Origin of the sequence: Salinibacter sp. 10B (assembly GCF_002954405.1) — a bacterium.
GTDB lineage: Bacteria > Bacteroidota > Rhodothermia > Rhodothermales > Salinibacteraceae > Salinibacter.
Genome location: NZ_MQWC01000004.1, coordinates 2081723 through 2107198, shown reverse-complemented (window position 1 = coordinate 2107198; position 25476 = coordinate 2081723). Strand labels below are relative to the sequence as shown.

General features: G+C 62.3%; 20 protein-coding genes and 1 riboswitch. Of the genes, 12 read left to right on the top strand and 8 right to left on the bottom strand.

What is annotated here, in order from left to right:
• The first annotated feature begins 130 nt into the window (after positions 1-130).
• Entirely contained in the window at positions 131-343 is a 213-nt protein-coding gene (locus BSZ35_RS19855; protein ID WP_258096161.1) for a hypothetical protein, read from the top strand.
• A gap of 100 nt (positions 344-443) precedes the next feature.
• On the opposite strand, the gene BSZ35_RS08815 is transcribed toward BSZ35_RS19855, so the two are convergent.
• The 3 genes from BSZ35_RS08815 to BSZ35_RS08805 form a co-directional block, all read right to left on the bottom strand.
• A complete protein-coding gene (locus BSZ35_RS08815) occupies positions 444-1382 on the bottom strand; it encodes a hypothetical protein (protein ID WP_258096160.1) in 939 nt (312 codons plus the stop codon).
• Between the two features lie 27 nt (positions 1383-1409).
• Positions 1410-2150 (bottom strand): NAD(P)H-hydrate epimerase, encoded by a 741-nt coding sequence (locus BSZ35_RS08810; RefSeq protein ID WP_105012085.1) that lies wholly within the window; start codon positions 2148-2150, stop codon positions 1410-1412.
• Positions 2151-2251: 101 nt separating this feature from the next.
• Positions 2252-3643: a mercuric reductase gene (locus BSZ35_RS08805; protein WP_105012084.1), complete on the bottom strand. Its 1392-nt coding sequence runs from the start codon at positions 3641-3643 to the stop codon at positions 2252-2254.
• 254 nt (positions 3644-3897) lie between these two features.
• Between BSZ35_RS08805 and BSZ35_RS08800 the strand changes: the two genes are divergently transcribed.
• Positions 3898-6192, top strand: a complete 2295-nt coding sequence (locus BSZ35_RS08800; protein ID WP_105012083.1) for a carbohydrate binding family 9 domain-containing protein — start codon at positions 3898-3900, stop codon at positions 6190-6192.
• A 61-nt stretch (positions 6193-6253) separates the two neighbouring features.
• Here BSZ35_RS08800 and porQ read toward each other — a convergent pair whose 3' ends face one another.
• The 4 genes from porQ to BSZ35_RS08775 all read right to left on the bottom strand — a co-directional run bounded on the left by porQ (position 6254) and on the right by BSZ35_RS08775 (position 10526).
• On the bottom strand, positions 6254-7240 hold the full coding sequence (gene porQ / locus BSZ35_RS08795; RefSeq protein ID WP_105012082.1) for a type IX secretion system protein PorQ: 987 nt from the start codon (positions 7238-7240) through the stop codon (positions 6254-6256).
• A 196-nt stretch (positions 7241-7436) separates the two neighbouring features.
• Complete coding sequence (locus tag BSZ35_RS08790; protein ID WP_105012081.1) at positions 7437-8900, bottom strand: PAS domain-containing protein; 1464 nt, start codon at positions 8898-8900, stop codon at positions 7437-7439.
• A gap of 41 nt (positions 8901-8941) precedes the next feature.
• A complete protein-coding gene (locus BSZ35_RS08785) occupies positions 8942-9424 on the bottom strand; it encodes a response regulator (protein WP_105012080.1) in 483 nt (160 codons plus the stop codon).
• Between the two features lie 154 nt (positions 9425-9578).
• Entirely contained in the window at positions 9579-10526 is a 948-nt protein-coding gene (locus BSZ35_RS08775) for a PAS domain-containing protein (RefSeq protein WP_105012078.1), read from the bottom strand.
• Positions 10527-10895: 369 nt separating this feature from the next.
• Between BSZ35_RS08775 and BSZ35_RS08770 the strand changes: the two genes are divergently transcribed.
• The 7 genes from BSZ35_RS08770 to BSZ35_RS08740 all read left to right on the top strand — a co-directional run bounded on the left by BSZ35_RS08770 (position 10896) and on the right by BSZ35_RS08740 (position 21410).
• Entirely contained in the window at positions 10896-12323 is a 1428-nt protein-coding gene (locus BSZ35_RS08770) for an MATE family efflux transporter (protein WP_258096159.1), read from the top strand.
• A gap of 181 nt (positions 12324-12504) precedes the next feature.
• Positions 12505-13962: a Glu/Leu/Phe/Val dehydrogenase gene (locus BSZ35_RS08765; protein WP_105013792.1), complete on the top strand. Its 1458-nt coding sequence runs from the start codon at positions 12505-12507 to the stop codon at positions 13960-13962.
• A 197-nt stretch (positions 13963-14159) separates the two neighbouring features.
• A complete protein-coding gene (locus tag BSZ35_RS08760; RefSeq protein WP_105012077.1) occupies positions 14160-15107 on the top strand; it encodes a CapA family protein in 948 nt (315 codons plus the stop codon).
• A 29-nt stretch (positions 15108-15136) separates the two neighbouring features.
• Complete coding sequence (locus tag BSZ35_RS08755) at positions 15137-15931, top strand: nucleotidyltransferase domain-containing protein (RefSeq protein WP_105012076.1); 795 nt, start codon at positions 15137-15139, stop codon at positions 15929-15931.
• A 207-nt stretch (positions 15932-16138) separates the two neighbouring features.
• On the top strand, positions 16139-17413 hold the full coding sequence (locus tag BSZ35_RS08750; protein ID WP_105012075.1) for a hypothetical protein: 1275 nt from the start codon (positions 16139-16141) through the stop codon (positions 17411-17413).
• Between the two features lie 268 nt (positions 17414-17681).
• The gene (locus BSZ35_RS08745) at positions 17682-18425 is read left to right on the top strand and encodes a DUF429 domain-containing protein (protein ID WP_105012074.1); all 744 of its coding nucleotides are present in this window, start codon (positions 17682-17684) and stop codon (positions 18423-18425) included.
• 184 nt (positions 18426-18609) lie between these two features.
• Positions 18610-18715: riboswitch (TPP riboswitch) on the top strand.
• 115 nt (positions 18716-18830) lie between these two features.
• On the top strand, positions 18831-21410 hold the full coding sequence (locus BSZ35_RS08740) for a TonB-dependent receptor (protein WP_181149251.1): 2580 nt from the start codon (positions 18831-18833) through the stop codon (positions 21408-21410).
• A 10-nt stretch (positions 21411-21420) separates the two neighbouring features.
• Here the strand turns inward: BSZ35_RS08740 and BSZ35_RS08735 are convergent, their stop codons facing one another.
• On the bottom strand, positions 21421-21906 hold the full coding sequence (locus BSZ35_RS08735) for a hypothetical protein (protein ID WP_105012072.1): 486 nt from the start codon (positions 21904-21906) through the stop codon (positions 21421-21423).
• Positions 21907-22205: 299 nt separating this feature from the next.
• On the opposite strand from BSZ35_RS08735, the gene BSZ35_RS08730 reads away from it, so the two are divergent.
• From BSZ35_RS08730 to BSZ35_RS08720, 3 genes are all read left to right on the top strand, one after another.
• Complete coding sequence (locus BSZ35_RS08730) at positions 22206-23750, top strand: AAA family ATPase (protein WP_105012071.1); 1545 nt, start codon at positions 22206-22208, stop codon at positions 23748-23750.
• A gap of 102 nt (positions 23751-23852) precedes the next feature.
• Positions 23853-24347, top strand: a complete 495-nt coding sequence (locus BSZ35_RS08725) for a GNAT family N-acetyltransferase (protein ID WP_105012070.1) — start codon at positions 23853-23855, stop codon at positions 24345-24347.
• 292 nt (positions 24348-24639) lie between these two features.
• On the top strand, positions 24640-25401 hold the full coding sequence (locus BSZ35_RS08720; RefSeq protein WP_105012069.1) for a glycosyltransferase family 2 protein: 762 nt from the start codon (positions 24640-24642) through the stop codon (positions 25399-25401).
• Positions 25402-25476 lie beyond the last annotated feature (75 nt).

Sequence of the window (25476 nt, the reverse complement as noted above, 5' to 3'; positions counted from 1 at the left end):
CACGGGCGTCCCGCGCGGCGGAAGAGGAACGGCACGACGATACGCAACGGTCGACATCATTGAGAAGGCGTCGTTTTCCCCGGCCGCTCTCCATCACCAGAACTACAAGCTCCGCCGCCACGGCGCTCTCGTGTCAGCGTTTCGGGGACGGCTGTCGAGTGACGAGGCCTTTGCTCGTTCTCCGGCAGCCACCCTTGCGAACGCGTACGTTGCCGGACACCGGGCGCCCAACCGCTTGGATCAGGATCGGGACCGCCTTGGCCTGCCGCCAGACGCCGTCGAGACCCTCCGCAGCCTTGCCCGGCGGCATCACGGGTGGCGTGCCTACGTCCACTCGGAGTAGCAGGAGGCGATTTGAGGCAGCCCCCGCGCTCCTCAATGCTCGATCCACTTCGTCGTACAGGACGGCAGTCGCGATCAGAGCATCGCCGGGAGGCAGCGGGTCAACCGTTCGGCAGCGGCACGACGCGCGCGTTCTCGGGCGCCTCCAGCTTTGATGCATCAAACGGACGCCGGTACGAGATGCTGTCCACAGTGGCCTTGTTGCGGAGCGTGTCGCCGATGCCCGTGTCGTTCGAGTACGCGTATCCTTCGAACTGAGTGGGTACGGTGAGGCCGTCGACCGTCACGTAGTCCTGGTAGTCGAAGAACGTTTGGGGGAGGTCGGCGCCAGGGGGGACGTCTCGTCCAAAGCTCACGGTGTAACGGATGGCGTCGACCTGACCGGAATTCTTATCGAGATAGAGGATGTACGTGTCGCCGGGGGCATCGCCGGTGCCGCGGTCGAACGTAATCTTGACCATGTCGTGCGGGGTGCCGTCGAGCGTGTCGTCGGGCAACGCCGCGTAGTTGACGCCTGGATCCGCGAAGACGAACGGAATCTGTTGGAAGTAGAAGCCGGTGAGGGCCCAGAAGCGGGGATTGGGTTGTTGCAGGGTGTCGGGCGCAATCCAGGCCTGCTCCCCGTTCCAGGCAAACCGCGCGTCGACCGGCTGCGCGTTGTCGTAGGAGCCCACCGTCAGCAGATCGTGGTAGGCTTGGCGCGTTCGGTTGTCGACGACGAGGAAGGACGTGAAGCGGAGGTCGGCGCCTGTGTTGGCGTACGTCCAGGTGTACGAACTGGTGGGGGCGCGGTACCAGGCCGCAAGGCCGCCGTGCGCCTCGATGGCCCGCAGGACGCACCGTCCGCCCTCGTTTCGCGTGAGGCGCCGGCGTGCTGCCTCGACCTTGCGCTGCACCTCACTCTCGGGGACGACGGTTGGGGCCGCTGATTCGGGCGAAGGGTCCTCCTCACCACACCCGAAAAGGAGCAGGACAAGCAGGACACCTCCAAGTACGGGGAGGCCGAAGAGGCATCGGCGGGGCGAGCAGGTAGGCGTCATGGGAGGAAAGGAGAACGAGGAACGAGGTTATCGAAGCTGAATGAGGTCTTGTTGCGAAAAGAGGCCGCGGGCGTCCCCATTCAGGTCGAGACGTTCGTAGAGGGAGGGCGGAATGCCAATGTCGGCCAGGTAGAGGTCGCCGACGGCCGATGTCGCAGCAGGGGCATCGAGGCCGCACTTCGGGAGGGCGAGCGTGAGAGTAGCCTCGGCGTGCACCGTCTGGTCGTTCGGGACGCCGGTCGTCGCGTTGAGGCCGGAGGGCACGTCGAGACTCAGGGCAGGAGCTCCGTGCCAGAGGACCCGATGGATGCAGTCGGCCATGTCGGGCCGCAGATCGCCATCCAGGCCGTACCCGATAAGTGCGTCCAGCAGCAGGTCGGCGTCCGGCAATGAGTCCTCCGGACCCATCTGAAAGACGGGGACCGTCGTCTTTTGCAGGAGGGCCAGTTGGTGCGCGGGAAGTCCGGAGTACGCGTCCGGTGGACGAGCGGTTGCGATCGCAACGGAGGCGCCCCATCCGTGCAGTCGACGGGCGGCTGCGAGACCACCGGCTCCATTTCCGCCGGTTCCGCACACCGCGAGCACCGAGCCGGTCTGAGCGTCGCCGTCTAGAAACGAGTCGCGCGCCAGGCGGGCGAGATGGGAGCCGGCAGTTTCCAGCATCTGGAGGCGGTGTAGTCGGTATTCCTCGGTGGCGATCCGGTTCACCTCCCGCATGCGATCAGCCGTGACGCAGGGGATGGGGGTGCTGCGAGAGGGCGGCGTCATGAAGGCAAAGCGTTGGCGGAAAGCAGGAGAAGGACCTCTACCTTCCGGGCCCGACTGTGGTCCGAGCACGCCCGCTTTCAGGCACAGTCGTATAATCGATTTTACGCGTCGAGGTCGGCAAACAGGTTGTTCAGCGACTCCGCCAGGGTGGGGTGGGCAAAGGGGGCCTCTTTAAGTTGCGTGACGGGGAGCTCGCCCATCATCGCCGTTTGAAGCACCGACATCACCTCACCGCCCTCAATGCCCAAGATGGCGGCCCCCACCAGTTGCTTCGTTTGTGCATCGACGACCGCTTTCATAAGCCCGCGCGATTCGTCCACCTCCAGTGCCCGGGCCACGTGCGTCATCGGCATCTGCGCCACCTCCACGTCGAGTCCCTGCTCTCGGGCCTGCTCTTCGGTGGGCCCCACGCGGCCGAGCTGCGGGTCGGTGAAGAGCGTGTACGAGACGATTCGGTCGTCCGTCGTGCGGGAGGAACCGCCGAACCAGTTGTCGCGAAGCACTCTATAGTCATCGTACGAGACGTGCGTGAAGGCGGGGCCACCCGTCACGTCCCCGATCGCGTACACGCCGTTGGCCGTCGTTTCGAGACGGTCGTTGACACGAACGAAGCCGCGGCGGTCGGTGTCGACGTTTGCGGCGTCGATATTCAGGTCGTCGGTGTTCGGGCGGCGGCCCGCGGCCACCAGCAGGTGCGAGCCGTTCACCGAGGACGGAGCGTCCGGCCCGTCCAGGTGAGCCGTGACGGAGTCGTCGCTCTGCTCCACCGCCGTCATCGTCGTTTCGTTGAGGATTCGGAGGCCGTCCTCGCGGAGAATGTCCTCAAGCGCGGTGGCCACGTCCGCATCTTCATTGCCGAGCACGTGTTCGCCCCGATCGATGAGGGTCACGTCGGCCCCAAAGCGCCGAAACATCTGACCGAATTCGAGGCCGATGTACCCGCCGCCGAGGACGAGGAGGTGGTCGGGCACGGTGCCGAGCTCCATGATGGAGGTGGACGTTAGGGCGTCTACCGTGTCGAGGCCATCGATGGGCGGAGTCACGGGGCGCGTGCCCGTATCGATCACGATCCGGTCGGCCGTAAGCGTCTGGGTCGAGCCGTCGTCGAAAGTGACTTCCACAGTGTGGGGGGCGACGAACCGGCCGGTGCCCTCGATTAGGTCGAGCCCGTCGGTGTCCTCGACGCTGCTGCGGCTGCCCGAGCGGAAGGACTCGACAATGTCGCGCTTGCGCCGGCGCACCGTCTTCATGTCCACAGAGATGTCGCCGGTGTGGACGCCGTAGTCCTCGGCGCGGCGGGCGAGATGGGCCACGCGGGCACTGGCGATCATTGTTTTGGTGGGCGTGCAGCCCTCGTTCACGCAGGTGCCGCCGACGTGCTTCTGCTCGATGAGGGCGGAGGAAAGGCCGTGGTCAGCGGCGGCACCGGCGAGCGGGCCGCCGCCCTGTCCTGCACCGAGAACGATGAGGTCGTAGGACGGGGAGTCGGACATACGTCAGGATAAAGACGAGAGTGAAGAACGCTCGGGAAGACGCACTCTATGCGTGTGGCCCTCTCGGAAGCGTTACAGGACGAAAAGTGAAGTTCGTTTTGGTTTGTAAACCATTTCTCTGTGGGGCGTGTCGTACCGGGCGAAATTGCAGGTGGTGAGGCGAAGAACTGCTCGAATGCCTGCGCGAGAGGGTAACTTTCGCCGGTTTCGTTTCGCTTCTCGATCCGTTCCACAATCCGGTTTCCGTTGTCTCCATGCTGCTCCGATTCCACGCCGTTGCTTGCTTCACCCTTCTGGTGTTCTCCGCATCAGCCGTCATGGCGTCGCCTGCTCCCTCACAGTGTGTTGCCACACAGAAGTTCACGCCGAAGACGACGCCCGAGGCCCGTGCGGTGCGTCTCACCGGGCAGATTGACGTCGATGGACGAATCCAGGAACCGGCGTGGGCGCAGGCTACGCGCGTGAGCGGGTTCACCGAGATCCAACCCGGTGACCAGACGGTGCCCGACGTTTGCACCGACGTGTTTGTGGGCTACGACGATCATCACCTCTACGTCGCCTTTCGGGCCCACGATCCCGACCCGGCCTCGATTCGGGCCTCCCTGCGCAACCGCGACGAAATCTTTGCGGACGACTGGGTCGGTATAATCATGGATCCGTACGGGGACGCCACCCAGGCCTACGAGATCTTTGCCAATCCATACGGCATTCAGGGCGACCTTTTGATGTCGAGCACCGGGGAGGAGGACGTGGGGTTCGACCTCGTCTACCAGTCCGAGGGTCGGATCACCGACGAGGGCTATCAGGTCGAGATGGCCATTCCCTTTAGCTCTCTGCGTTTCCCCTCTGCGCCGGTGCAGGAGTGGAACCTGACCTTCATCCGCACCCGGCCCCGGGCCTCGCGTCAACAGTTCTCGTGGGCCAGCGTCGACCGCGACGATCCGTGTCTGATGTGCCAGCTGGGAACGCTCACCGGGATTGAGGGCGTCCGGCCCAGCACCAATTTCGACGTCATCCCGGCGCTGGTTGGCACCCAGTCTGCAGACCTGGTTGATGCCGATGCTCCGCGGTCCGGACTCGACGACCATCGCCTCACGATGGAGCCATCGGTAAACCTGCGCTACAACTTTACGCCCAGCTTCTCCGCCGAGGCGACGGTCAACCCCGACTTTAGCCAGGTGGAGTCCGATGCCGCACGCATCGACGTCAATGAGACGTTTGCGCTTTCCTATCCGGAACGGCGCCCCTTTTTCCAGGAAGGCAGTGAGCTGTTTGAGACCTGGATCGACGTAGTGTACACTCGCTCCATCAATGCCCCGATCGCGGCGGCCAAGACGACGGGGCGGGTCGGGCGCACAAGTGTTGCGTATCTCAGTGCTCTCGACCAGAAGACCCCGATGCTCCTGCCGTTCGAGGAGCAGAGCGCCACGCTGGAGGTGGGACAGAGCGCCTCCAACGTCCTGCGGGCCCGGCGCACGTTTGGCGAGAACTCGTTCGTTGGGGCTACGGTCACCGATCAGCGCTACCTGGACGTTGGGGGCGCGGGCTCGGTGGCGAGCGTGGACGCCAAAATCCAGTTCTGGAAGAATTATCGTCTGGAGACGCAATGGGCCGTGAGCCGCGTGCACGAACCGACGCAGCCGTCTCTCTCCGATGAGGTGGAGGTCGAAGCCTTCGACCGAGGCGCACACACGGGGGCGCTGGACGGGGAGCAGTTTCTGGGAACCGGGACGTTCGCGAGTGTCGACCGCAACGCCCGGCACTGGAACTTTGACCTTGCCTACGAGCACAACAGCCCCACTTTTCGCACCCCCAATGGATTCGAACGCAGCAACGACTTTCGGCGCGTGCGCCTCTGGCAGGGCTATCAGTTCTACTTCGACAATGACGGGTTCGTCGAGCGCGTCCGGCCGGGCATGTTCGTAATGACGGAGCAGAACTTTGCCGGGGTGGGAAAGGAAACCGAAGGAGAGATTCAACTCCAGGCGCGCCTGAAGCGGCAGACCTACGTGTGGGGCGAGGTGGGGTATCGCCGGGAGCGATTCGACGGGGTGCTCTTCCCCGACCTGTCCGCCTGGAGCGTTGGGATCAATAGCAACTTCAGCGACCCTGTGCGTCTCGGCGTCAACGTGAACGGCGGACGCGACATCTTTCGGGGCGATGTGCCTCAGGAGGGCCGGAGCCGGAGCGTGAGTGTATGGGGGACTCTTCAGCCCGTTTCGCGCCTCACCATCGAGCCTGAGGCAAATTACGCGCGAATGCGCGACGTTGAGACGGATAGCACCTTCTTTGACGGATATGTCCTGCACGCCAAGACGAGCGTGCAGGTGACCCGCGAACTCTCACTGCGGCTCATCACGCAGTACAACCACTTCAGTGGGGACATTGATTTTGAACCGCTCCTGTCCTATGAGATCAATCCGTTCAGCGTCTTCTATGTGGGTACCACACACGACTACGATGTTCTCAACCCGTCGTCGCAGCCCGACAGTGTCGTCCAAACGAGACGACAGTTCTTCTTCAAGTTCCAGTACCTCTTTCGGATCTGAGGCACTGGAGGCATGGCTGTGTCCTTTTACGGACTCCTTTTTCGGGATGTAGAAGCGGGTATTACAGGCTCGACAGGTCCGTGCGGAGCGTGAATTGATGCAGGCCGCCGAGGGACGACCAAGAATTGTAAGCGTAATCGACCGTGAGGGCGCTCACCGTGAGGCCGAAGCCCATTCCGAGTCCGGCCAGGTCGAACCGGTCGGTGAGGGCGAGGTCACGGCTGCGCCGGTGGTTGTAGCCCACCCGAAGGCGCAGCACGTCGCCCGGTTGCACCTCGGCCCCGAACGTCAAGTGGCTCAGCACGTGGTCGAACGTGTCGCCCCCTTCCACGCCCTTCGACGGATTGGTGAGGTCGTATCCCGTTACCGTCAGCAGCAGGGGCAGGTGGGCCAGGCGCTTCGAAAGCCCTACCTGGAGGTCGAGGGGGAGGTCCTCCGACGTGCCGTCGAAGCTGGTGAGGGTAACGCCGAGGTTGCGGAGCGTGACCCCCACGGCCAGCTGACGGCTTGGTAGGTGGTAGACGCCCCCCAGGTCGGCGGCCAGCACGGAGGCTGTTACGTCGTCGATCTGAGAGTAGAGCAGGTGGGTGTTGGCCCCGTAGCGGAATCGAGGGCCGAGCGCCCGAGACAGTCCGGCCGTAAGTACGATGTCCCCGGCCCCAAAGTCACCGGTTGGCTCCCCGTACCGATCGCGGCCCTCGAACGTCCCGGCGTGCAGAAAGCGAAGGCCCCCACTCATCGTCATTCCGACCGCCGGGAGGGTGCGGCTGTACGCGACGGAGCCGGCGTTAAGATCGGCCAGGTGGTTCGTGTAGGAAAAAGAGATCTGCCGGCTTGTCGCCGAATCGGGAACGGCCGGATTAAAGAACAGCACGTTCACGTCGCCGTCGGCCACGGCCGCAAACGCCCCTCCCATGGCCGCAGTACGAGCCGACGGTTCCAATCGAAGCACGGGGAAGCTGGTGAGGTCGGCGCCCGGCTGGCCGCAGACGGGGGCGGTCATGCACAGGAGGAGGAGCCCGAGGGCCCTGATGCGGGCGAAGGGCATCGAGGCAGTGTACTTCTGGACGGATCGCAACACGAAAGCCTCAATGCTCGCTGTCTATGGGGGTTCCCCCGTTTGGGAGGGCGGCGAGAGGGAAAGCGGAGGACGGGACCGCGCGTGCCTGGTCGGAGCGGCAGGCCCTGTTCGAATCCGATCGGACGGAGCGCAGGCGGGCCATCGGCCGAGGACGCGGGCGGCTCTATTCGTCGTGTACGCGTTCGTTTTCTTTGTTGGCTACAAACTGTGAGGGGAAGGGTGAGGTCGTGAGAGGAATCGTCGCTGTGATCGTCGTGCCGTTGTTCACCGCAGTATTAATTTCCACCGTCCCATTTAGTCGCTCGACCCGCTCGGTAATGCCCTTGAGTCCATAGTTTTCCTCTTCCTCTTTCTCCGTGGAGTCGAAGCCGACGCCATCGTCCACCACCTGGATGTGAAGCTGTCGATCGGTCTCATACAGGCGGACGTCGGCGGTATTCACTTGGGCATGACGAACGACGTTTAATAATGCCTCCTGGATGACCCGGTAGGCTGTGCGCTCGACCAGGGAGGAATAATCGCCTTCTGTTGTGACCGCATTGTGCATCTCAATCGTGAGGTCGTGCTGCTCCTCCATCGTCCCCACGAGGTTCGAAACGGCCTCCGAGAGACCGTATGTGTCGAGCACTCGGGGATGAAGCTGCCGGGCGATGGTTCGGGCTGCGATTGAGAGATCGTTCAGGAGTTCACTCATCTCATCGAGCACATCGAGCGAAAGGCCGTGCTTCTCGGCCTGAAACCGGGCCATTTGGGCCTTCATCTGGATGGAGGTTAGAAGCCCACCCATCTCGTCGTGAATCTCCTGATCGATGCGACGGCGCTCCTCTTCCTGCACGTCGAGCAGGCGCTCCCACATGCGACGAACGGGCGTGACGTCTCGTTGGACTGAGATCCAGAACTCGGTCTCGCCGTCTGCACTGGCGACGGGGGCCATGTTCCACTGGACAATGTAAGGGGTGTCGTCTTTGCGATAGTGAACGGCTTCCCCATGCCAGGGCTCATCACGTTCCATGGCCTGCAGAAGAGAGTCCATCACCTTCGGATCGGTTTCGGGACCTTCGAGGAGTCGAAGCGTCTGGTCGAGAACGTCTTCTTCTCGGTAGCCGGTTAGGGCCTCGAAGGCCTCGTTGACGTACACGATGCTGGGCCCGGGATGCTGAACGGGAGTCGCCTCGGTAATGAGAATGGCCTCGGTCGATTGGTCGACGGCTTTTGACAGGAGACGGAGCTCCTTTTGCATCCGGGCCCGCTCGGCGGCCCATCGCAGGGTGCGGGCGGCTAGGCTTGAGGTGAGCTCGTCTTTTTGCAGGTACTCGACGGCCCCTGCCTCCAGAGCAGACATGGCAATCTCCAACTCTTGGTGTCCGGTGAGGACGACAACCGGCACCGACCCTGCGGCCGCTGTGCATCGTCGCACCGTCTCTGGGCCACTGCTGTCCGGGAGTCCCAGATCGACAACCGTCACGTCGTGGGGAGCGGACGCAAGCGCCTCCACTCCGGCTTCGAGTTGCCGTTCCCAGTGGATCTCCATCGCTTGCTCGCTTTGGTGTAGGTACTCTTTAAGGAGACGGGCGTCTCCGGGATTGTCCTCAATTAACAGCACACGGAGGGGGGGATCGTCGGCCATTAGGGCTCACATTGCAATGAGAAAGAAGGCGATCCGAAGTGCTAGGAGGATTCGGGCTCCGACGGAAGACGAACCACTTGAAACCAAAAATTCTCGATGGCATCGACGACCCTTGAGATTTCGTTTAGGTCGATGGGCTTCGTGACGTATGCGTTCGCGTATTCGTCGTAGCTTTTCACGATGTCCTCCTCTGCTTCCGAGCCGGTGAGCATCACGACGGGAATGCGGCGGAGTTGGGCGTCCGACTTAATTTCCGAGAGAAGCTGGTGTCCGCTTTTCACTGGCAGGTCGATGTCGAGCAGTACCAGGTCGGGACGGGGTTGATCGGCTCCCTCGGTAAGTCCAAGAATTTCTTCGGCTTCCTCCGCCGTGTGGGCCACGAGCAGGTCGTTCTGCACCTTTGACTCGCGCAGCATTTCACGGGTTAGGCGCACATCGGCCGGATTGTCCTCCACGAGCAGGATGCGCACCGGGCGACCGGATGTCGAGTCGCCGGAAGAGGACGTGCGGGAAGAGGAATTCATGAGACCGCGTGTGGAGATAAGTGACAGGTGAAGTGGAACGCAGAGCCCTCCCCCACCTCTGAGTCGACCCAGATTTGTCCGTCGTGACGTTCGACGATCCGTTTGCAGAGGGCAAGCCCCATCCCGGACCCATCCGTTCCGGTACCATGGGGGTCTACTTGACTGAAGATCCGGAAGATTTTTTCCGTCCGTCTTCGGGAATGCCAAGGCCCTCATCACGGACGATTAGGTGCACCCCGTCGTCGTCTTCCTCCCCCTCTACGTAGATCCGAGGAGGGGCGTCTCCCGAATACACAAGGGCATTTTCGATCAGATTCTGAAAGACGCGCCGTAGCTGATCGGGGTTGCCGAACGTCGTTGGGAGCGTTGTCCGGCGGACGGTGCCGTTCTGCTCTTCGATCCGGCGGCTGAGATCCTGTAAAACGCCGTCCAGCAATTCGTTGAGATTGACAGTTTTGAACTGGCCCTCCTTTCGCCCGACCCGCGAATACTGCAGGAGGCCGTTAATCAGTGCCTTCATCCGGTTGGCACCGTCGACCGCATAGGCGATGAACTCCTGTGCCTTGTCCGGAAGGTGCTCCTCGTACTGCCGGTCGAGCAGTTGAAGGTAGCTCGACACCATTCGAAGGGGTTCTTGAAGGTCGTGCGAGGCCACTCGAGCAAACTCCTCCAGATCTCGGTTGGAGCGCGCCAGCTGTTCGGCATGACGTCGCCGCTTTTCCTCCAGTCGTTTTCGTTCTGTGACCTCTCGCATGGCGAGGAGAATGTGGTCGGAGGGGCCGTCGTCCGTGACCATCCTGCGCCCCCGGACCTGAAAGAACTCGGAGTCCTGCTCGTCGGCGGAACGATCCAGTTCCACTCGCTCGAACGGCTCTCCGTGTTCGACCAGACGTTCCAGGGCCGTGCGTAATGGGGAGGTGTCAAAGTGGCCGTCTCCCATCTCGTAAAGGGGCATTCCGAGTGCCTCCTCGAGAGGGACGGAAAAGGTGTGTACGAATTCGGGATTGGCGTCTCGAATTTTGAGATTGCCGTCCAGGATGAGGAGAGGAAGGGGCAGGGTGGCTACGATTTGCCGAGCCGGAGGATGGGCAGCATCGGTCATAGCGAGGTCAGAATGACACTCAAACGGGTCGTTCCAGAGCGGCAAGGCCCTTCAGTTCGTTCTTCCTTTCAACAATCTACGAAAAAGGAAAAGGAAGGAGGCAATACGGAGATACTCGTATTGACGGAATTTATCAAGCGGAATCTCTGGGACGGCACGGGAGATGGAAAGAAAGCCCCCGTTTCTATCCGGTTCAAATCGGACCGTCGGAGGCTGCGCACGACCAAAGATCGCGTGTGATCACGATACGCGACGCGGCGAAGACGAACGCCGGGTTGATTCTGTGCGTACGACACGCCGGCCTGACAACGGAAGAGCTGTAGTCTGAAGTTACAGACGTTTGTTTCACTTTTGCTCCCCATCGATCCTGTGGACGCTCCATCATCGACGTTTCGTGAGCTCTCGGCAACGCTTCGGTTGGCCGGGCCGGTGGTCGCGGCCCAGCTCGCACACATCTCGATGAGCTTCGTCGATACGGTGATGGTGGGGCGCCTTGGGCCGGAGGCCCTCGCGGGCGTGGCGCTTGGGCATACGACCTTTTTCTTCCTGGTCGTTTTGGGAATGGGGACGGTGCGAGCCGTGGGCCCGATGGTATCACAGGCCGTGGGGGCTCGGGAGCCCAACGTGGCGGCACGAAGCGTGCGGCAGGGCCTTTGGCTGGCGCTGGGACTGAGCGTTCCCATGGTGCTCCTCCTGAGTGGAATGGAGCCGATCCTCCGGTGGACGGGGCAAGGGAAAGAGGTCACGGAAGGAGCGATGGCGTATCTGTGGGCCGTTCGCTGGGGCGTTTTTCCGTTTCTGGGGTTTGCGGCGCTCCGAAGCTTTGTGGAGGGGTTGTCGCGTCCGCTTCCAGTTACGATTATAGCCCTCGTGGGGGTGGGGCTCAATATCGTTGCCAACGAAGTCCTTATGTTTGGCCGTTTGGGGTTTCCGGCCCTCGGCTTGGCGGGGACGGGCTGGGCAAGCACCATTGTCTTTTCCTGCCTCTTCGGCGCGCTGGCCTTATTGGTGCATCGGATGCCGCCGTTTGCGGAGCATCAAGTGTTTGCGCGCATCCGAACGCCGGATCCGACGTATCTGTGGGAGTTGCTTCGGATTGGGGTGCCGATGGGAACGAGTCGGGGCATCGAGTCGAGCCTGTTTATGGTGACGACCGTTCTTATGGGAACGGTGGGCACCACGGCGCTTGCCGCCCATCAGGTGGCGCTGCAGTGTGCGGCGTTCACGTTTATGGTGCCGCTCGGCATTGGAATGGCGGGATCGGTGCGGGTGGGACAGGCCGCCGGGGCGTCGGATGCAGACGGGGTGCAGCGCGCCGGCGCTGTGGCCATGGGGCTGGCCGTGGTGTTCATGGGGGCCACTGCCGTGTGCTTCTTGTTGTTTCCACGGTCGATCGTGGGGCTTTATCTCGACCTCTCGGCTGCCGAAAATACACCGGTCGTCCGGCTGGCGATCGAGCTTCTGGGCGTCGCGGCGGTCTTTCAGGTGGTGGATGGGCTTCAGGTGGCGGCCCACGGGGCGCTCCAGGGCCTGAAGGATACGCGGGTACCCATGGGCATCGCGGCGGTTACGTACTGGGGCGTGGGGCTTACGACCGGATACTTTTGGGGCATTCAGGGGAGCGGCGGTCCCCACGGCCTTTGGTGGGGACTCGTTCTCGGCCTCGCCGCGGCCGCGGTTCTTCTTGTCTGGCGCTTCCAGCGGCAGGTGACACAGCTTCGGAGCGCGCCTTCGGGGGCCGACGTCCGCGTGTCGTCGGCGGACGGACCGGATCTGGGCGAACCGTCGCCGGCATAGAGTCCCCGTTTGGGGGGCGAGCGTCCGGCAATTGGGAGATTCCCGGTTCCGAGAACCATCTCGACGGCCGACGATGAAGGACTCTCTCAAATTCCATTCGGTGCGTTGGAAGCGCTTGCAGTTTGCACGACTCGTCGCTTTCATGAACGTGTTCGCATCCCCGAAATTTGTCCTTCGCTTCATGCAAATGAACACAGAGTCCCCGCCCGCCCAAGACGAATCGTCGCTCGGCTTTTTCGGTCAGGTAAATCGCATGTTCGGGAATGCCGCCGAGCAGACCGAGCATCCACTGGGGGTGCTTTACCAGATTCGTGCCTGCGACAACATCATCCGCTTCGAGTTTCCCATCAAGCGGGATGACGGCACCATTCAAGTCATTCGAGGCTACCGGGCCGAGCACAGTCACCACAAAAAGCCCACGAAGGGCGGCATTCGGTACGCGCCCAATGTGAACGTGGACGAGGTGATGGCCTTGTCGGCCCTCATGAGTTACAAATGTGCGATTGTGGACGTGCCGTTTGGAGGGGCAAAGGGAGGGGTGTGCATCGATGCGCGCAACTATTCGCAGGACGAGCTGGAGCGCATCACGCGTCGCTACACGTTCGAGCTGTCCCGAAAGGACTTCATTGGGCCGGGGACCGACGTGCCGGCGCCCGATTACGGCACCGGGGAGCGCGAGATGTCGTGGATCATGGACACGATGCATCAGATCGGAGATGACGATCTCAATTCCCTGGCGTGCGTGACCGGGAAGCCGGTGGGACAGGGAGGCGTGCGGGGGCGTACTGAGGCCACCGGGCGCGGCGTCTATTACGGCATCCGAGAGGCCTGCAGCTTCGAAGAGGACATGCAGGAATTGGGGCTCGCGCCGGGCCTGGAAAACAAGGACATCGTGGTGCAGGGGCTCGGCAATGTCGGCTATCACGCCGCCAAGATTCTTGAAGAAGAGGGCGGGGCCAATATCGTAGGCATTGCGGAGATCGAGGGGGCCATTCACGATCCTACTGGGCTATCGGTCGACGATGTGGTGGCCCACCGAGAAGAGACCGGCTCCATTCTCGACTTTCCGGGCGCCGAAGACATCGAGACCTCTGCCAAGGCGCTCGAGTTGCCGTGCGACATTCTCATTCCTGCCGCCCTCGAAGGGGTCATCACGACCGATAATGCTCCCCGCATCCAGGCCAGCATTGTGGCCGAGGCGGCCAACGGGCCTGTAACCTCTCAGGCCGACGATATATTGCAGGAGAAGGGCGTGCTCATGATTCCGGATGTTTATCTCAATGCCGGAGGGGTCACGGTGTCCTACTTTGAATGGCTTCGCAATCTCTCGCACGTTCGCCACGGGCGGATGAGTCGTCGCTTCGAGGAGCGCAATGCTGAGCGCATCCTCCGCGCCGTCGATGAGCTTACGGCGGAAGACTTCGACGAAGATCTACTGGAGACGCTTATCGAACAGGTCGGCTTCGGGGCCAGTGAGCGGGATCTCGTGAACTCGGGCCTTGAGGACACGATGGCGCAGGCCTACACGGAAATTCGGGATGTGCGAAAAGAGAAGAATGTGGACACGCGAACGGCGGCGTTCGTGAGCGCCATCAACAAGATCGCCCAGTCATATCAGCAGATGGGCATCTTTCCGTAGCGTCTTGCCGACGGGGGACAAGCGGAGCGGATTGTCTGAGGGGGCGAAGAAAGGATGCTGGTGCACACAAATCTGGACCGTGGGCCTTGGTGGGGGGCTCGGCTGTACGAGTATGTAGCTCGTACTCCGGGGGCTCTGCGTCCGATCTGCTCGGGTTCTGGGCGTACGTTCGCATTTCTGCGTGCTCCCAATTGGCTATGCGCATTCCGTTCAGTCCCTATCCGGTTGGAGAGTTTCTTTCCATGGTCCGGCGGCGCTTTTCCTCCCCCCCGCCCCGGCCCAAATCGCTGGACCGAGCGCTCCGGTTACGAGAGGGACCATTGGAGCGGACGGTAGGCTTTGTGGGCGACATCTGCCCCCTGTTCGGACGAGAGGTGCAGTTTGGGGCAGGCGTGCGGTCGTTTTTTGACGATTGTGACGTTGTGGTGGGCAATCTGGAAGGAGTGTTCTCGGATCGGTACTGGCAGCCGTTTCTGATGAAGCATCGGCCGAGCATCGTCAAGGTGCTCGACGTGCTTGCTCCGCTGGACCGATGGGTGCTCACCGTGGCCAACAACCACGCGACGGATTTTGGGCCGGAGGCCCTGCACCGCACCACAGAATTTCTCAATCGGCGCGGCATCCGGTGGTTGGGTACTGAGGAGTGTCCGCGTCTTTGGCTCGCTGAGGACGTGACGCTCACGGCCTGGACCCGGTGGCTAAATCGGCCGGATGAGGGGGTGGCTCGGGATGATCCTGGAGTGCCCGCCGATCCCGGCCTGCATGTGGCCCTTCCCCACTGGGGATACGAACACGAACGGCAGCCTCGACCCTCGCAGGTTCCACCGGAGGGATATGATCTTGTGGTAGGACACCATACGCACCTCCCACAGCCGTTTGAGCGGCACAACGACCACCGACTGGTGGCGTGGTCGCTCGGCAATTTTGTGACGGGGAAGCAGTTGCCGGTCCTTGGAGAAGGGGCCATTCTCAAGGTGGGGATGGCGCGCAGTGGAGACGGGGCGCCCGAGATCGTGCAGGCGGACTTCCGCGAGATTGAATTGGATCGAGATCAGCAGCAGTGCCGGGTCACATTCCGGTGTCCAGCGTTCGACGCCGCGGACCTCGACGCTGGAACGGATCCGACCTCACTCGGTCAGGGATAAGTTGTCTTCGTCCCTCCCCCCTGACAATCATGAACGTCCCCGAGCGCCACGACCAGATTGCCGACCGCCTCGATCGGATCGAGAGGGAGCACGACGTCGCAGTGCTTTATGCCTGCGAGGCGGGAAGTCGGGCGTGGGGCTTTCCGTCGCAGGATAGCGACTACGACGTGCGCGTCGTCTACGTGCATCCGCGAGAGTGGTACCTGTCCATCGATTTGGAGCAGCGCGACGATACGATTGACCCTCCCATCGCGGACGCGATCGATGTGCACGGGTGGGATCTGCGCAAAGCACTCGGCCTCTTCCAGTCTGCCAATCCCACACTGCTGGATTGGCTGCAGTCGCCCATCGTGTACCACCAAGACGAGGCAGTGATGGCCCGATGGCGGGCGCTGCTGCCGGAGTACTACACGGCTCGAAGGGTTGGGCACGCGTACCGAGGCATGGCCCGGAGTGTGGCGGAGCAGAATCTTGCCGAGGAGCCGATTTCCCACAAGGCGTATCTCTACGTTCTTCGTGCTCTGCTGGCCGTGCGATGGACCGAACACAGATCAGATCCTGTACCGGTAGAATTCGGTCGGCTCCTACACGCGACAGTGGACCGGAGTGACGTTCGGGAGGCGATCGAGACGCTCATTGATCAGAAACAGACGGAGCACGAGCTTGGCGCCGGTCCGCGCCGTCCGGTGTTGCATACGTTTGTCGAGGCAGAGCTGGAGCGGCAGACCAACGTAGAGTGGCCCGGTTCGTCGCTTCGGCCCGGCGTGGAGCCGCTCAACAATTTCTTCCGATTCGTGGTCGGGAACGACGTTTCACTGCCCTGAGGGATGCGCCTCGGAGAGGTGTCCGTCCGATGGAAGCGGGCTGCTTGTCCGATCTCTCGGATGCACAGTGTCCGGGTTTAGGAGGAAACCCCGTGCTAAGAGGGCGAGGGCGCCGCCGATATCCTCTTCCTGATCAGGCACTTCTGGGGGCCGGTTTCCGGGACCGGTCGCTGTTCGTTTCTTATTCCATCGATTGTGGACGTCACTATGTATAAGCGACCAAGTACATTCGGACTGCTTTTCCTATTCGTCATTCTTTTCGCTGCGATAGGATGTGACACAGTCGCTACGCAGGAGGAAGGCGAGGATCAACACCCCGGGGACATTTCGAGCGAGGAGCTTGCGAGCCGAGTACAGGACGCCTTCGGAGCGCAGGTTGCCGAGCTACAGGTTCGGAAGATCAGCGTTGGCGAGGTAGTACAGGAGCTTGAGTCTGGAGAAACGACGCTTCCGCTCGTCACCCCGGAGAACGAGGTGGTCGAGACGACCTTCCGGAGTCGGCCGGCCGATCTTCGTCCCGACAGCGTCGAGACCGGCATTTTGCGGGAGGGACCCGAGACCTACGAGACGGTCCGTCTGCCTCCCGAACAGAGCTACCTCCTCGGGGGGCAGGACAATGCGCGCCGGTTGGGGGGCGTCACCATTCTCGATGACGAGCAGACGATGCTCCGCGGGGTTCTGCGCCACTCCGATTTTGGGCTCAGCTACATCCAGTCGGTCAACCACGTGCTCCAGACCGACGATTACCCCAATTTCCACGTAGTCTACAATATCGAACATACCAGGGATTTTGAGATCGGGGACGGAGACGTTTACGACTCAGCGGATACGAACGGCGACCGACAGGGACGCGCGAAGTTGAACGTCGATGCGTCGGCCAGTGTGGTGTTGGACGGAGATGTCAACTTCCACGACGCGGATCCGAACACTGTGTGGCGTCGTCAGGAGAGCCTGTTCCTGGCCGCGCAGATTACCGATGGGCTCATCGAACCGATCTCTAGCGACACGTGGCGTCTGGATCTGAGCATTGCCGGACAGGAGGTCTGGGTGTCCGGCGGGCCGTCCACCACCAGTCACGGTACGCTGATTAACCAGCTGGAGGATCCGAATTACTTCCTGATTCACTCCCTTTCGGAGAAGCAAATGCACCTGTTTCTGGTTGGGTACGACGTGAACGGCCTTGCCGGCCGGGCCGGAGGGATCGGGTCGCCGAGCGGAGGATGGGGCGGAGGCAGTGGGGACAATCACCTCTTCAGCGAGGTGCTTTCCTCCCGGAGTCTGCACATCAATCGACTGATCCTCACCCACGAGGTCGGTCACCTGATTGGCGGGCACCACGGACACTCGATTACGAGCGGATGCTCGGGGTCGATGTGCGGACGCTCGATCATGAACCACACGATCACAAACGCTCAGGAGTACTTCTACAGCGATGCCAACGACGAGGAGATCAGCGACGTGATCGATGCGGTTCTGCCGTAGCGATTCTGTGGAGCGACCCTACCGGCCGGCGGTTTGAAGCTGATTCAAGACGTCCAGTCGGTATGCCCGTCCCGAGAAGGGGGACGGGCATTTTCTTTTGGGGCCGGAGATTGGTGTCGTCGTTTCCTTTTTGAAGAAAAAGGAGGACGGGCGTTGAGGGGACGTTGCTCGGAGAGAGGGGGGCGTACGGAACGCACTGCGGATCGGAAGCGGTCTCTCCGGGTTCAGAGCAACGGGTTCGACCGGAATAGAGACGCAGATCAATGCGATGACCGACGAGGCTTCCTCAGCAGAGTGGGTGGCCGGGGCTGATGGGTTTCGAGACGGTTGGGCCATTGTGCTTTGGCAACCCACGACCGGGACGATACGGCGACGCACGGTGGACGCCGTGGAGGCGCTGCTCGATCTGCCGGAGGCGCCAGCGGTGACGGGCATCGACATGGTGATTGGGTGCCCGGAGCAGGCCGAGCCGGGCGGACGGGCCTGCGACCAGGCTGCGCGCAAGCTGTTGGGGCATCCGCGCGGGGCGAGTGTTTTTTCGGCCCCCGCGTACGACACTCTTCAGGCTGATACCTACGAGGAGGCTCTCCGTCGCAATCGCGCCAGCGGACCGGACGCGCCCGGTCTTTCGAAGCAGGCCTTCCACCTGCTGCCGAAGCTGCGGGCCCTGGCTGCACGGATGACTCCTCAGCGCCAGCAGCGCGTCCGCGAGGTACATCCCGAGCTCTCTTTCTATGCTATGAATGGGGACGCGCCGGTTGAGGCGAAAAAGAAGAGCCGGGAGGGGCGCGATGAGCGCGTGCGCTTGTTGCAGAAAAATGGGATTCCGGACGTTGAGGAGGCCGTCGCAGCGGTCGCAGAAGGAGCGCTCGGGGCAGACGATGTGATCGATGCCCATGCCGCCTGCTGGACGGCCCGGCGGATTCGTGAGGGCACAGCCGAGCGGTGCCCACCGGAGACCGAACCGGCCCCAGAAAGTGCACAGGGATTGCGCATGGAAATCTGGCGGTGAGCCCGCATCAGGGATGGTTGGCTTATACCGGCGACCATGTTTTGCACCGAATGGTTGTGCTCAAAAGGAACTCGCCGTATTAGTGCGTCCATCTGAATCTGTAATTCATCCATAGCTGAGCCAATAGCGTCCTCCGGGCGCAGAAACACGCGGTGCCGCCTCCGGTATCCGAATTGACATTTGAAATGACTGCTGGGGGCGTCCCGGCGCGCTGCTGCGTCGGGGCTGAGACCGTACCCTTCGAACCTGACCCGGTTCATACCGGCGTAGGGAAGAAGCAGGCGATGGCTGGTCCGTGGCGGGCCAGTTCGGTTGTCGCCGCCCCCATCCGTGTCGATGGTGGCGGCGTTTGTATTGTCCCCCATCGGCGCGCCGCTTGCTCGTTCACATCTGCTTGGCGCGACGATGATCTTGCTTCGTTCTCTCCAGTCGTTCGTTTTTGTCCTTTTGTTTAGTGTTGCTGCGCTCCTTCCGGCGCACGGCCAGTCTACCCAATCGGCGGCCGTTATCGGACGCGTGGTTGAGTCTGATCCGTCTCAACCTTTACCCGGAGCAAACGTGGTCCTGCGCAATCCGGCCACCGGGCAGCGTCGCTACGGGACCTCCACGGATTCAACCGGTCGGTTTATCCTGCGCGGCGTGGCTCCGGGCCGCTACCGGCTTGCGGTGAGCTTCGTGGGCTACGAGCGCCACACCGAACGCCTCATCCTTGCTGCCGGCGAGACGAGGCGCGACACGATTGCGCTCCATCCCCGCTCGCTGGCCCAGGACGAGGTCGTCATTTCCACGCGACGGGCGCAGCAACGGGTCGCCCCCGTTACCGTCAGCAACCTCACGACCGACGAGGTGGACCGACGCCTCGGGGTTCAGGATCTCCCGGCACTGCTGGAAGAGATGCCGTCGACCACCTCCTATTCCGAAAACGGCAATGGGATCGGGTATTCGACCCTCTCCATCCGCGGCTTCGACCAACGCCGAATTGCGGTGTCGATCAACGGCGTGCCGCAGAACGACCCAGAGGACTTCAACGTGTTCTGGGTGAACCTCTACGGCATGGAATCTTCGATCGAGGACGTGCAGGTGCAGCGTGGGGCGGGGGCGTCGCTGTACGGCTCCGTAGGCATCGGCGGGGCCATCAACATCGTCACCGATCCGTTCGAGCCGGAGCCGTACCTTCGCGTTCGCACGGGGGCCGGGTCGTTCGACACGCAGCGCTACTCGGTGACGGCCAACAGCGGCCTGCTCGGCGATCGCTATGTTCTCAACGCTCGCGTCAGCCGCGTCGTGTCGGACGGCTACCGCCGCAATGCGTGGACCGAGTTCAATCGCTTCTTCGGCGGAATTGCGCGCTACGGTGAGCGGTCCACCCTCAAAATCCAGGCCTTTGGGGGATTGCAGATGGACGGATTGGCGTTTAGTGGCATTCCAAAGTCGGCCAACGACAACGAGACGGCGCGCCGGCAGAATCCGAGTGCTGCCGCCAACGACCAAGAGCGCTTTCGACCGCCCCAGGTCCACCTCAATCATGAGTGGCGCGTGTCGCCGGACTGGTCGCTTGACCAGACGGCCTTCTGGATTCGGGGCGTCGGCTACTTCGACTACGGTGCCAATTACCGATCCGCCGATTATCTGCGTCTTCCGGACGACGTCACCCTTGACGGCCGACGGCTGAGCGACGCTGAGCGTGCTGCTCCCCTTTTTGCCTTCGGTCTCACGCCCGACGACGTGGTTGTGCGGGGCACGCTCGACCAGCACCAGTGGGGCTGGATTCCGACGCTGGTGTATGAGAGCGGGACGACGAAGACGACGGTGGGCGTCGAGGCGCGTCTGCATCGATCCCTGCGATGGGGGCGTATTCAGCGGGCCGGGTCCATGATTCCGGATGCAGTGGTGGGGCCGGAAGCCGATCATCGGCTCTGGCAGTACCGGGGCGAAAAGATCATTACGTCTGCTTTTGGTGCCCACCTCTTCCGGCCTGTGGATCGGCTGGCCGTGCAGGCCGATCTGCAACTCACCTGGCGCCGCTACCGCTTCTACGACGAAAAGACGTTCGATCGCAAGAACCTGCAGGCGCACAACTTCACGGTGCCTTATTTCTTTGCGAACCCGCGCCTGGGCGTTACACTCTTTCCGGATCAGCCGTTCAGCACCTACGCGAGCATTGCTTTTGCCAGTCGAGAACCTCGCCGTACCCAGCTCTATGACGGAGGCGAAGGACCGGCGGGGGCGACGCCGCAGTTTGAGCGGGGGATGGACGGTTCATTCGACTACGACCGGCCCCTCATCGAGCCGGAGCATCTGGTAGACGTGGAGGTCGGCGGCTCTCTGAATCGACGTCGTTACCGCCTCTCGGCCAACGGCTTTTGGATGGAATTCTGGAATGAGATTGTCCCGAGCGGTGGGGTTACGCAGTTCGGGGTGCCCCGGACTGGCAATGCCGATCGGAGCCGACACGCGGGCCTAGAACTGGAGGGCAGCGTGCAACTGGTGCCCGGATGGACCCTTTCGGGCAATGCGATGATTGCCCGTACCCGGTTCATCGACTTCACCGAGTACCGGACGCTGGGGGACACGACCGTCGCCCTCGAACGTGACGGCAACCCGATTGCATCTTCGCCTGAACAACTGGCCAATTTGCGCACGTCGTACACGTGGCAGGGGCTCACCGCGTCGCTCAACGTGCGGGTCGTGGGCCGTCAGTACGTCGACAACTCCGGCGGGGACGCCGCGACCGTTGACGGTGGCGATCTGGTCGTTAAGGAGACCGACGCTCGCACGATCGATCCGTACGCCTTGCTTGGCGCCTCGCTCACCTACGAGGCCCCCGCACACACGCCGTTCGAGGGCCTTCAGCTTCAGCTCAACGCCGACAACCTGCTCGACGCCCATGTGTTGCAGCACGGCGTCCGGGGCGCGAGCGGCCCGCGCTTCTACCCGGCCGCCACGCGCAGCATGTTCGTAGAGTTGAGGTATCGGTTTCCGTAATGTTGGGGGGTTAGAAGTAGTACCGGAGGCCGAGCCCGCCGCCGAGATCCCCGTCCGTCTCCGGAGCGAGGTTGAATCGGGGTGTGGCTTGCAGGTACAGTTCGAAGTGTTCGGCCAGCACCATCTGGACTCCAATGGTGCCGCTGATCCCGAATACGGCCTCTCCGTCCTGAGGACCGGCTTCGAAAACACCAACGTACGCACCCGGGCCAATGAACCACTCCAGGGGTTGCTCGACGTTCTCGGCGGGGAGGGGCTTCTCAAAGAGCGCGTGGCCGTTCAGGAAAAAGAAGTCACTGACACTGCTCCACGCCGCCAGAAAATCATAGGACGGCGCCCCGGCATTGTGGACCTTCAGCGTCACGCCGGAGGGTTCGCCTACCTGACCACCGAGGCCCACGGCCCCGGAGGTGCGCTGGGCGTGGACGGAAGACACAGCGGCGCTGAGCACAAAGGCCAGTGCGGCTAGGGACAGAACGCGAGAGACGTAGGTCATGAGCAGAGCGAAATGGATGACAGGGCTAGACGACAGTTGGTTTCCAGTTGAAACCTGCCCGCCTGAATGCGAGGTAAGGGCGACAGATCCAATTGAACACAATATTTCCGTAACGAGGGGAGACCCGGGGCCACCCTGTCAGGCACGATGCGGGAGTGAGGCAAACGCACTTCGCCGAAGGTGTAATTCTTCCGGTGCAATGGACCGAAGAGGGGAACAGCCATTTGGGGCCTGCGTGCCAGTTCGCGCCTCGCCAATCCGGCATCCCTCCTGGTCTTTTGTACGTACCCCGCTTCCCTATGTCTGCCCCGACTGATCTTTCGACCCTCGGCGAGTTGAAGGCCTCCGGCTACCAGGTTCGCTCCGTGAAGGACGAGATGCGGGCGAATTTGATTGCAAAGCTGCGTGCCGACGAGAACATCTTTCCCGGCATTCTGGGCTACGACCAGACGGTGATTCCGCAGATCCAGAATGCCATTCTGGCCAAGCACGATCTCATTCTGCTCGGCCTCCGTGGGCAGGCCAAGACGCGCCTCATCCGGATGCTACCAGACCTGCTGGACGACTACATCCCGGTGCTTGCGGACACCCCGCTGAACGAGAATCCGTTCGAGCCGGTGACGAAGCAGGGGCGCGAGGTCGTGGACGAGCACGGTGATGAGACGCCGATCGAGTGGCTGCCGCGCGAGGCCCGCTACGGCGAAAAGCTGGCGACGCCCGACACCACGATCGCGGACCTCATCGGCGACATCGACCCCATCAAGGCCGCCAACAAGCGCCTCACCTACGCCGATGAGGAGGTCATCCACTTCGGCATTATCCCGCGCACGAATCGCGGCATCTTCGCGATTAACGAGCTGCCGGACCTCCAGCCCCGCATTCAGGTGGGCCTGTTCAACATCATGGAGGAGCAGGACATTCAGATCCGCGGATTCAACGTGCGATTTCCGCTCGACGTGATGATGGTCTTCTCGGCCAACCCGGAGGACTACACGAGTCGCGGCAACCTGGTGACGCCGCTCAAGGACCGGATCGACAGCCAGATCATCACCCACTACCCGAAGACGCTGGATACGGGGATGGCGATTACCGAGCAGGAGGCCTGGATCGACCGAGCGTCCGACGACGGCGAGGCCGCCATTGACGTGCACGTGCCCCACTTCTTCCGCGAGATCATCGAGCAGATTGCGTTCGAGGCCCGCGAGAGCGAGTACATTGACCAGACGTCGGGCGTCTCGGTGCGTGTGACGCGGGCGGCGATGGAGGCGCTGCTCTCGGCTGCCGAGCGCCGCGCGCTGCTGAACGGGGAGGAGGAAACGACGGTTCGCATCAGCGACCTCATGCATGTGGCACCGGCCATTACCGGTAAGGTCGAACTCGTCTACGAGGGGGAGCAGGAGGGGGCGCAAAACGTGGCGCTTTCGCTCATCGGGCAGGCCATCCGCGCCATCTACACCCGCTACTTCCCCGACCCGGATGACAAGGAGAAGGGCCGCCCGGCCTACCAGGACGTGCTGGACTGGTTTGCCGACGGCCACTCGGTGGACCTGGAGCAGGACATGAGCGACGACACCTACGCCGAGACCCTGACGCAGATCGACGGGCTGTATGATCTCGTCGAACAGCACGCGACGCCCGATTCGGACGCCGAGCGGCTCGTGACAATGGAGTTCGTCCTGGAGGCGCTCCACCAGAACTCACTCATCGGGAAGGAGATTGGCGACGGCGTACAGTCCTACGACGACATCATGGGCTCGATGCTGTCCTCGCTCGGCGACGGTGGCATGCCGGACGAGGGCTTCGATGACGACGACGATGACGACCCGCTGAGCCGATATCGATAGCGCGTTCCACGTTTCGTGGTTCAACGTCCTGCGTTTAACGGTTCCGACCGAACGCAGCTGCTATGACCGAGGCTGGCCCTTCCACTCACCCGTAGCACAACGATGGCTGTAGCAACGATCCGAAAGGCCACCCCCGACGATGCCGAGACGCTGCAAGATCTCATCCTGGAGCTGGCCGCCTACGAGCGACTGATGGACGAGGCTGAGCCCAGCGTGCATCTCCTGCGCGAGCATTTGTCGGAGGAAGCGCTCACAGGATGTGAGGCGCTGATTGCGGAGACGGACAGCGGCACGGCGGTGGGATTTGCGCTCTTCTTCCACAACTATTCCACGTTCCTCACCAACGCGGGACTCTACGTGGAGGACCTCTTCGTAAAGTCGACGTACCGGGGCGAGGGCATTGGCTTTGCGCTGTTGCAGCGATGTGCGGAGATTGCGGAGGCACGCGGGTGCCGCCGGATGGAGTGGGCGGTGCTGGACTGGAATGAAGACGCGATCGACTTCTACGAGGAGGTGGGCGCTGAGCCGATGGACGACTGGACGACGATGCGCATGAACGAGGAGGCGATTGAAGAGATGGCTGCGGCGGAGGCGTAGTGACCGGGAGATGGCTTCTTAGGCCGGTTCCCGGTCGGCCGACCGCGGACAACCGATTGTCCTGTATACTGATTTTCCCGGCCAAGGCCCTCTGCCTTGCAGTGTTTCTTTAATAACGATGCGGCGGTCTGCCGTCAGTGAACAATCGTCTGGTTGGTCCTGGAAGACCGGGGGTTTTTCTCGATCCCTCACGAGGAACGCTCAATGCAAATCGCACTTTCCGTAACGTCCATTGGGGCTTGCGTCCCATAGAGCGGACTCCTCGTCTTTTTCTCGTTCGGCCGATCGTCCCGTGACTACCCTTGTCATTATTCCTGCTTTCAACGAAGCGCGTGCCATCGGCCAGGTGATTGGCGACATTCCCGATGACGTTGCAGACGAGGTGGTGGTCGTCAACAATGCCTCCACCGACGAGACGGAGGATAACGCCCGGGCCGCCGGGGCCACTGTCCTCACTGAAGAACGGCAGGGATACGGTTACGCCTGCCTGCGCGGGATCGAGTATGCGAAGGCCCGGCAACCGGACATTGTCGTCTTCCTCGACGGCGACTACAGCGATCATCCGGAGGAGATGACGCGACTCGTCGAGCCGATTGTGAACGACGACGCTGATTTCGTGGTGGGGTCCCGCATTCGGGGCGAGACGGAACCGGGGGCCCTGCTGCCGCAGGCCCAGATTGGCAACCGGCTGGCGTGTACACTCATGCGATGGGTCTGGGGGGCGGAGTACACCGACCTCGGCCCGTTTCGGGCCATCCGCTTCCGCGACCTGCGGGCGCTGGACATGCAGGACAAAACCTTCGGGTGGACCATTGAGATGCAGATCAAGGCCGTAGAGGCGGGGCTGCGCACGGAGGAGGTTCCTGTCTCCTACCGGCGGCGGGTGGGCGTTTCGAAAATCACCGGCACCATTCAGGGCACCGTGAAGGCCTCGGCCAAGATTCTGTGGACCATCGGGCGGATGGCGTTCACGCGGCGCCGTCGCATCCCAACGTTGAGGGCACGGGTCGAGCAGGGCCGAAACGACCTCCACACCGGCCCAAGGTTCAGGTGAACCTTTCCCTTTGGGCCTCGTTTTGCTCCTGGTTCTTCGCCGCTCGATTCCCCCGATCATCCCTCAGCTCATTTT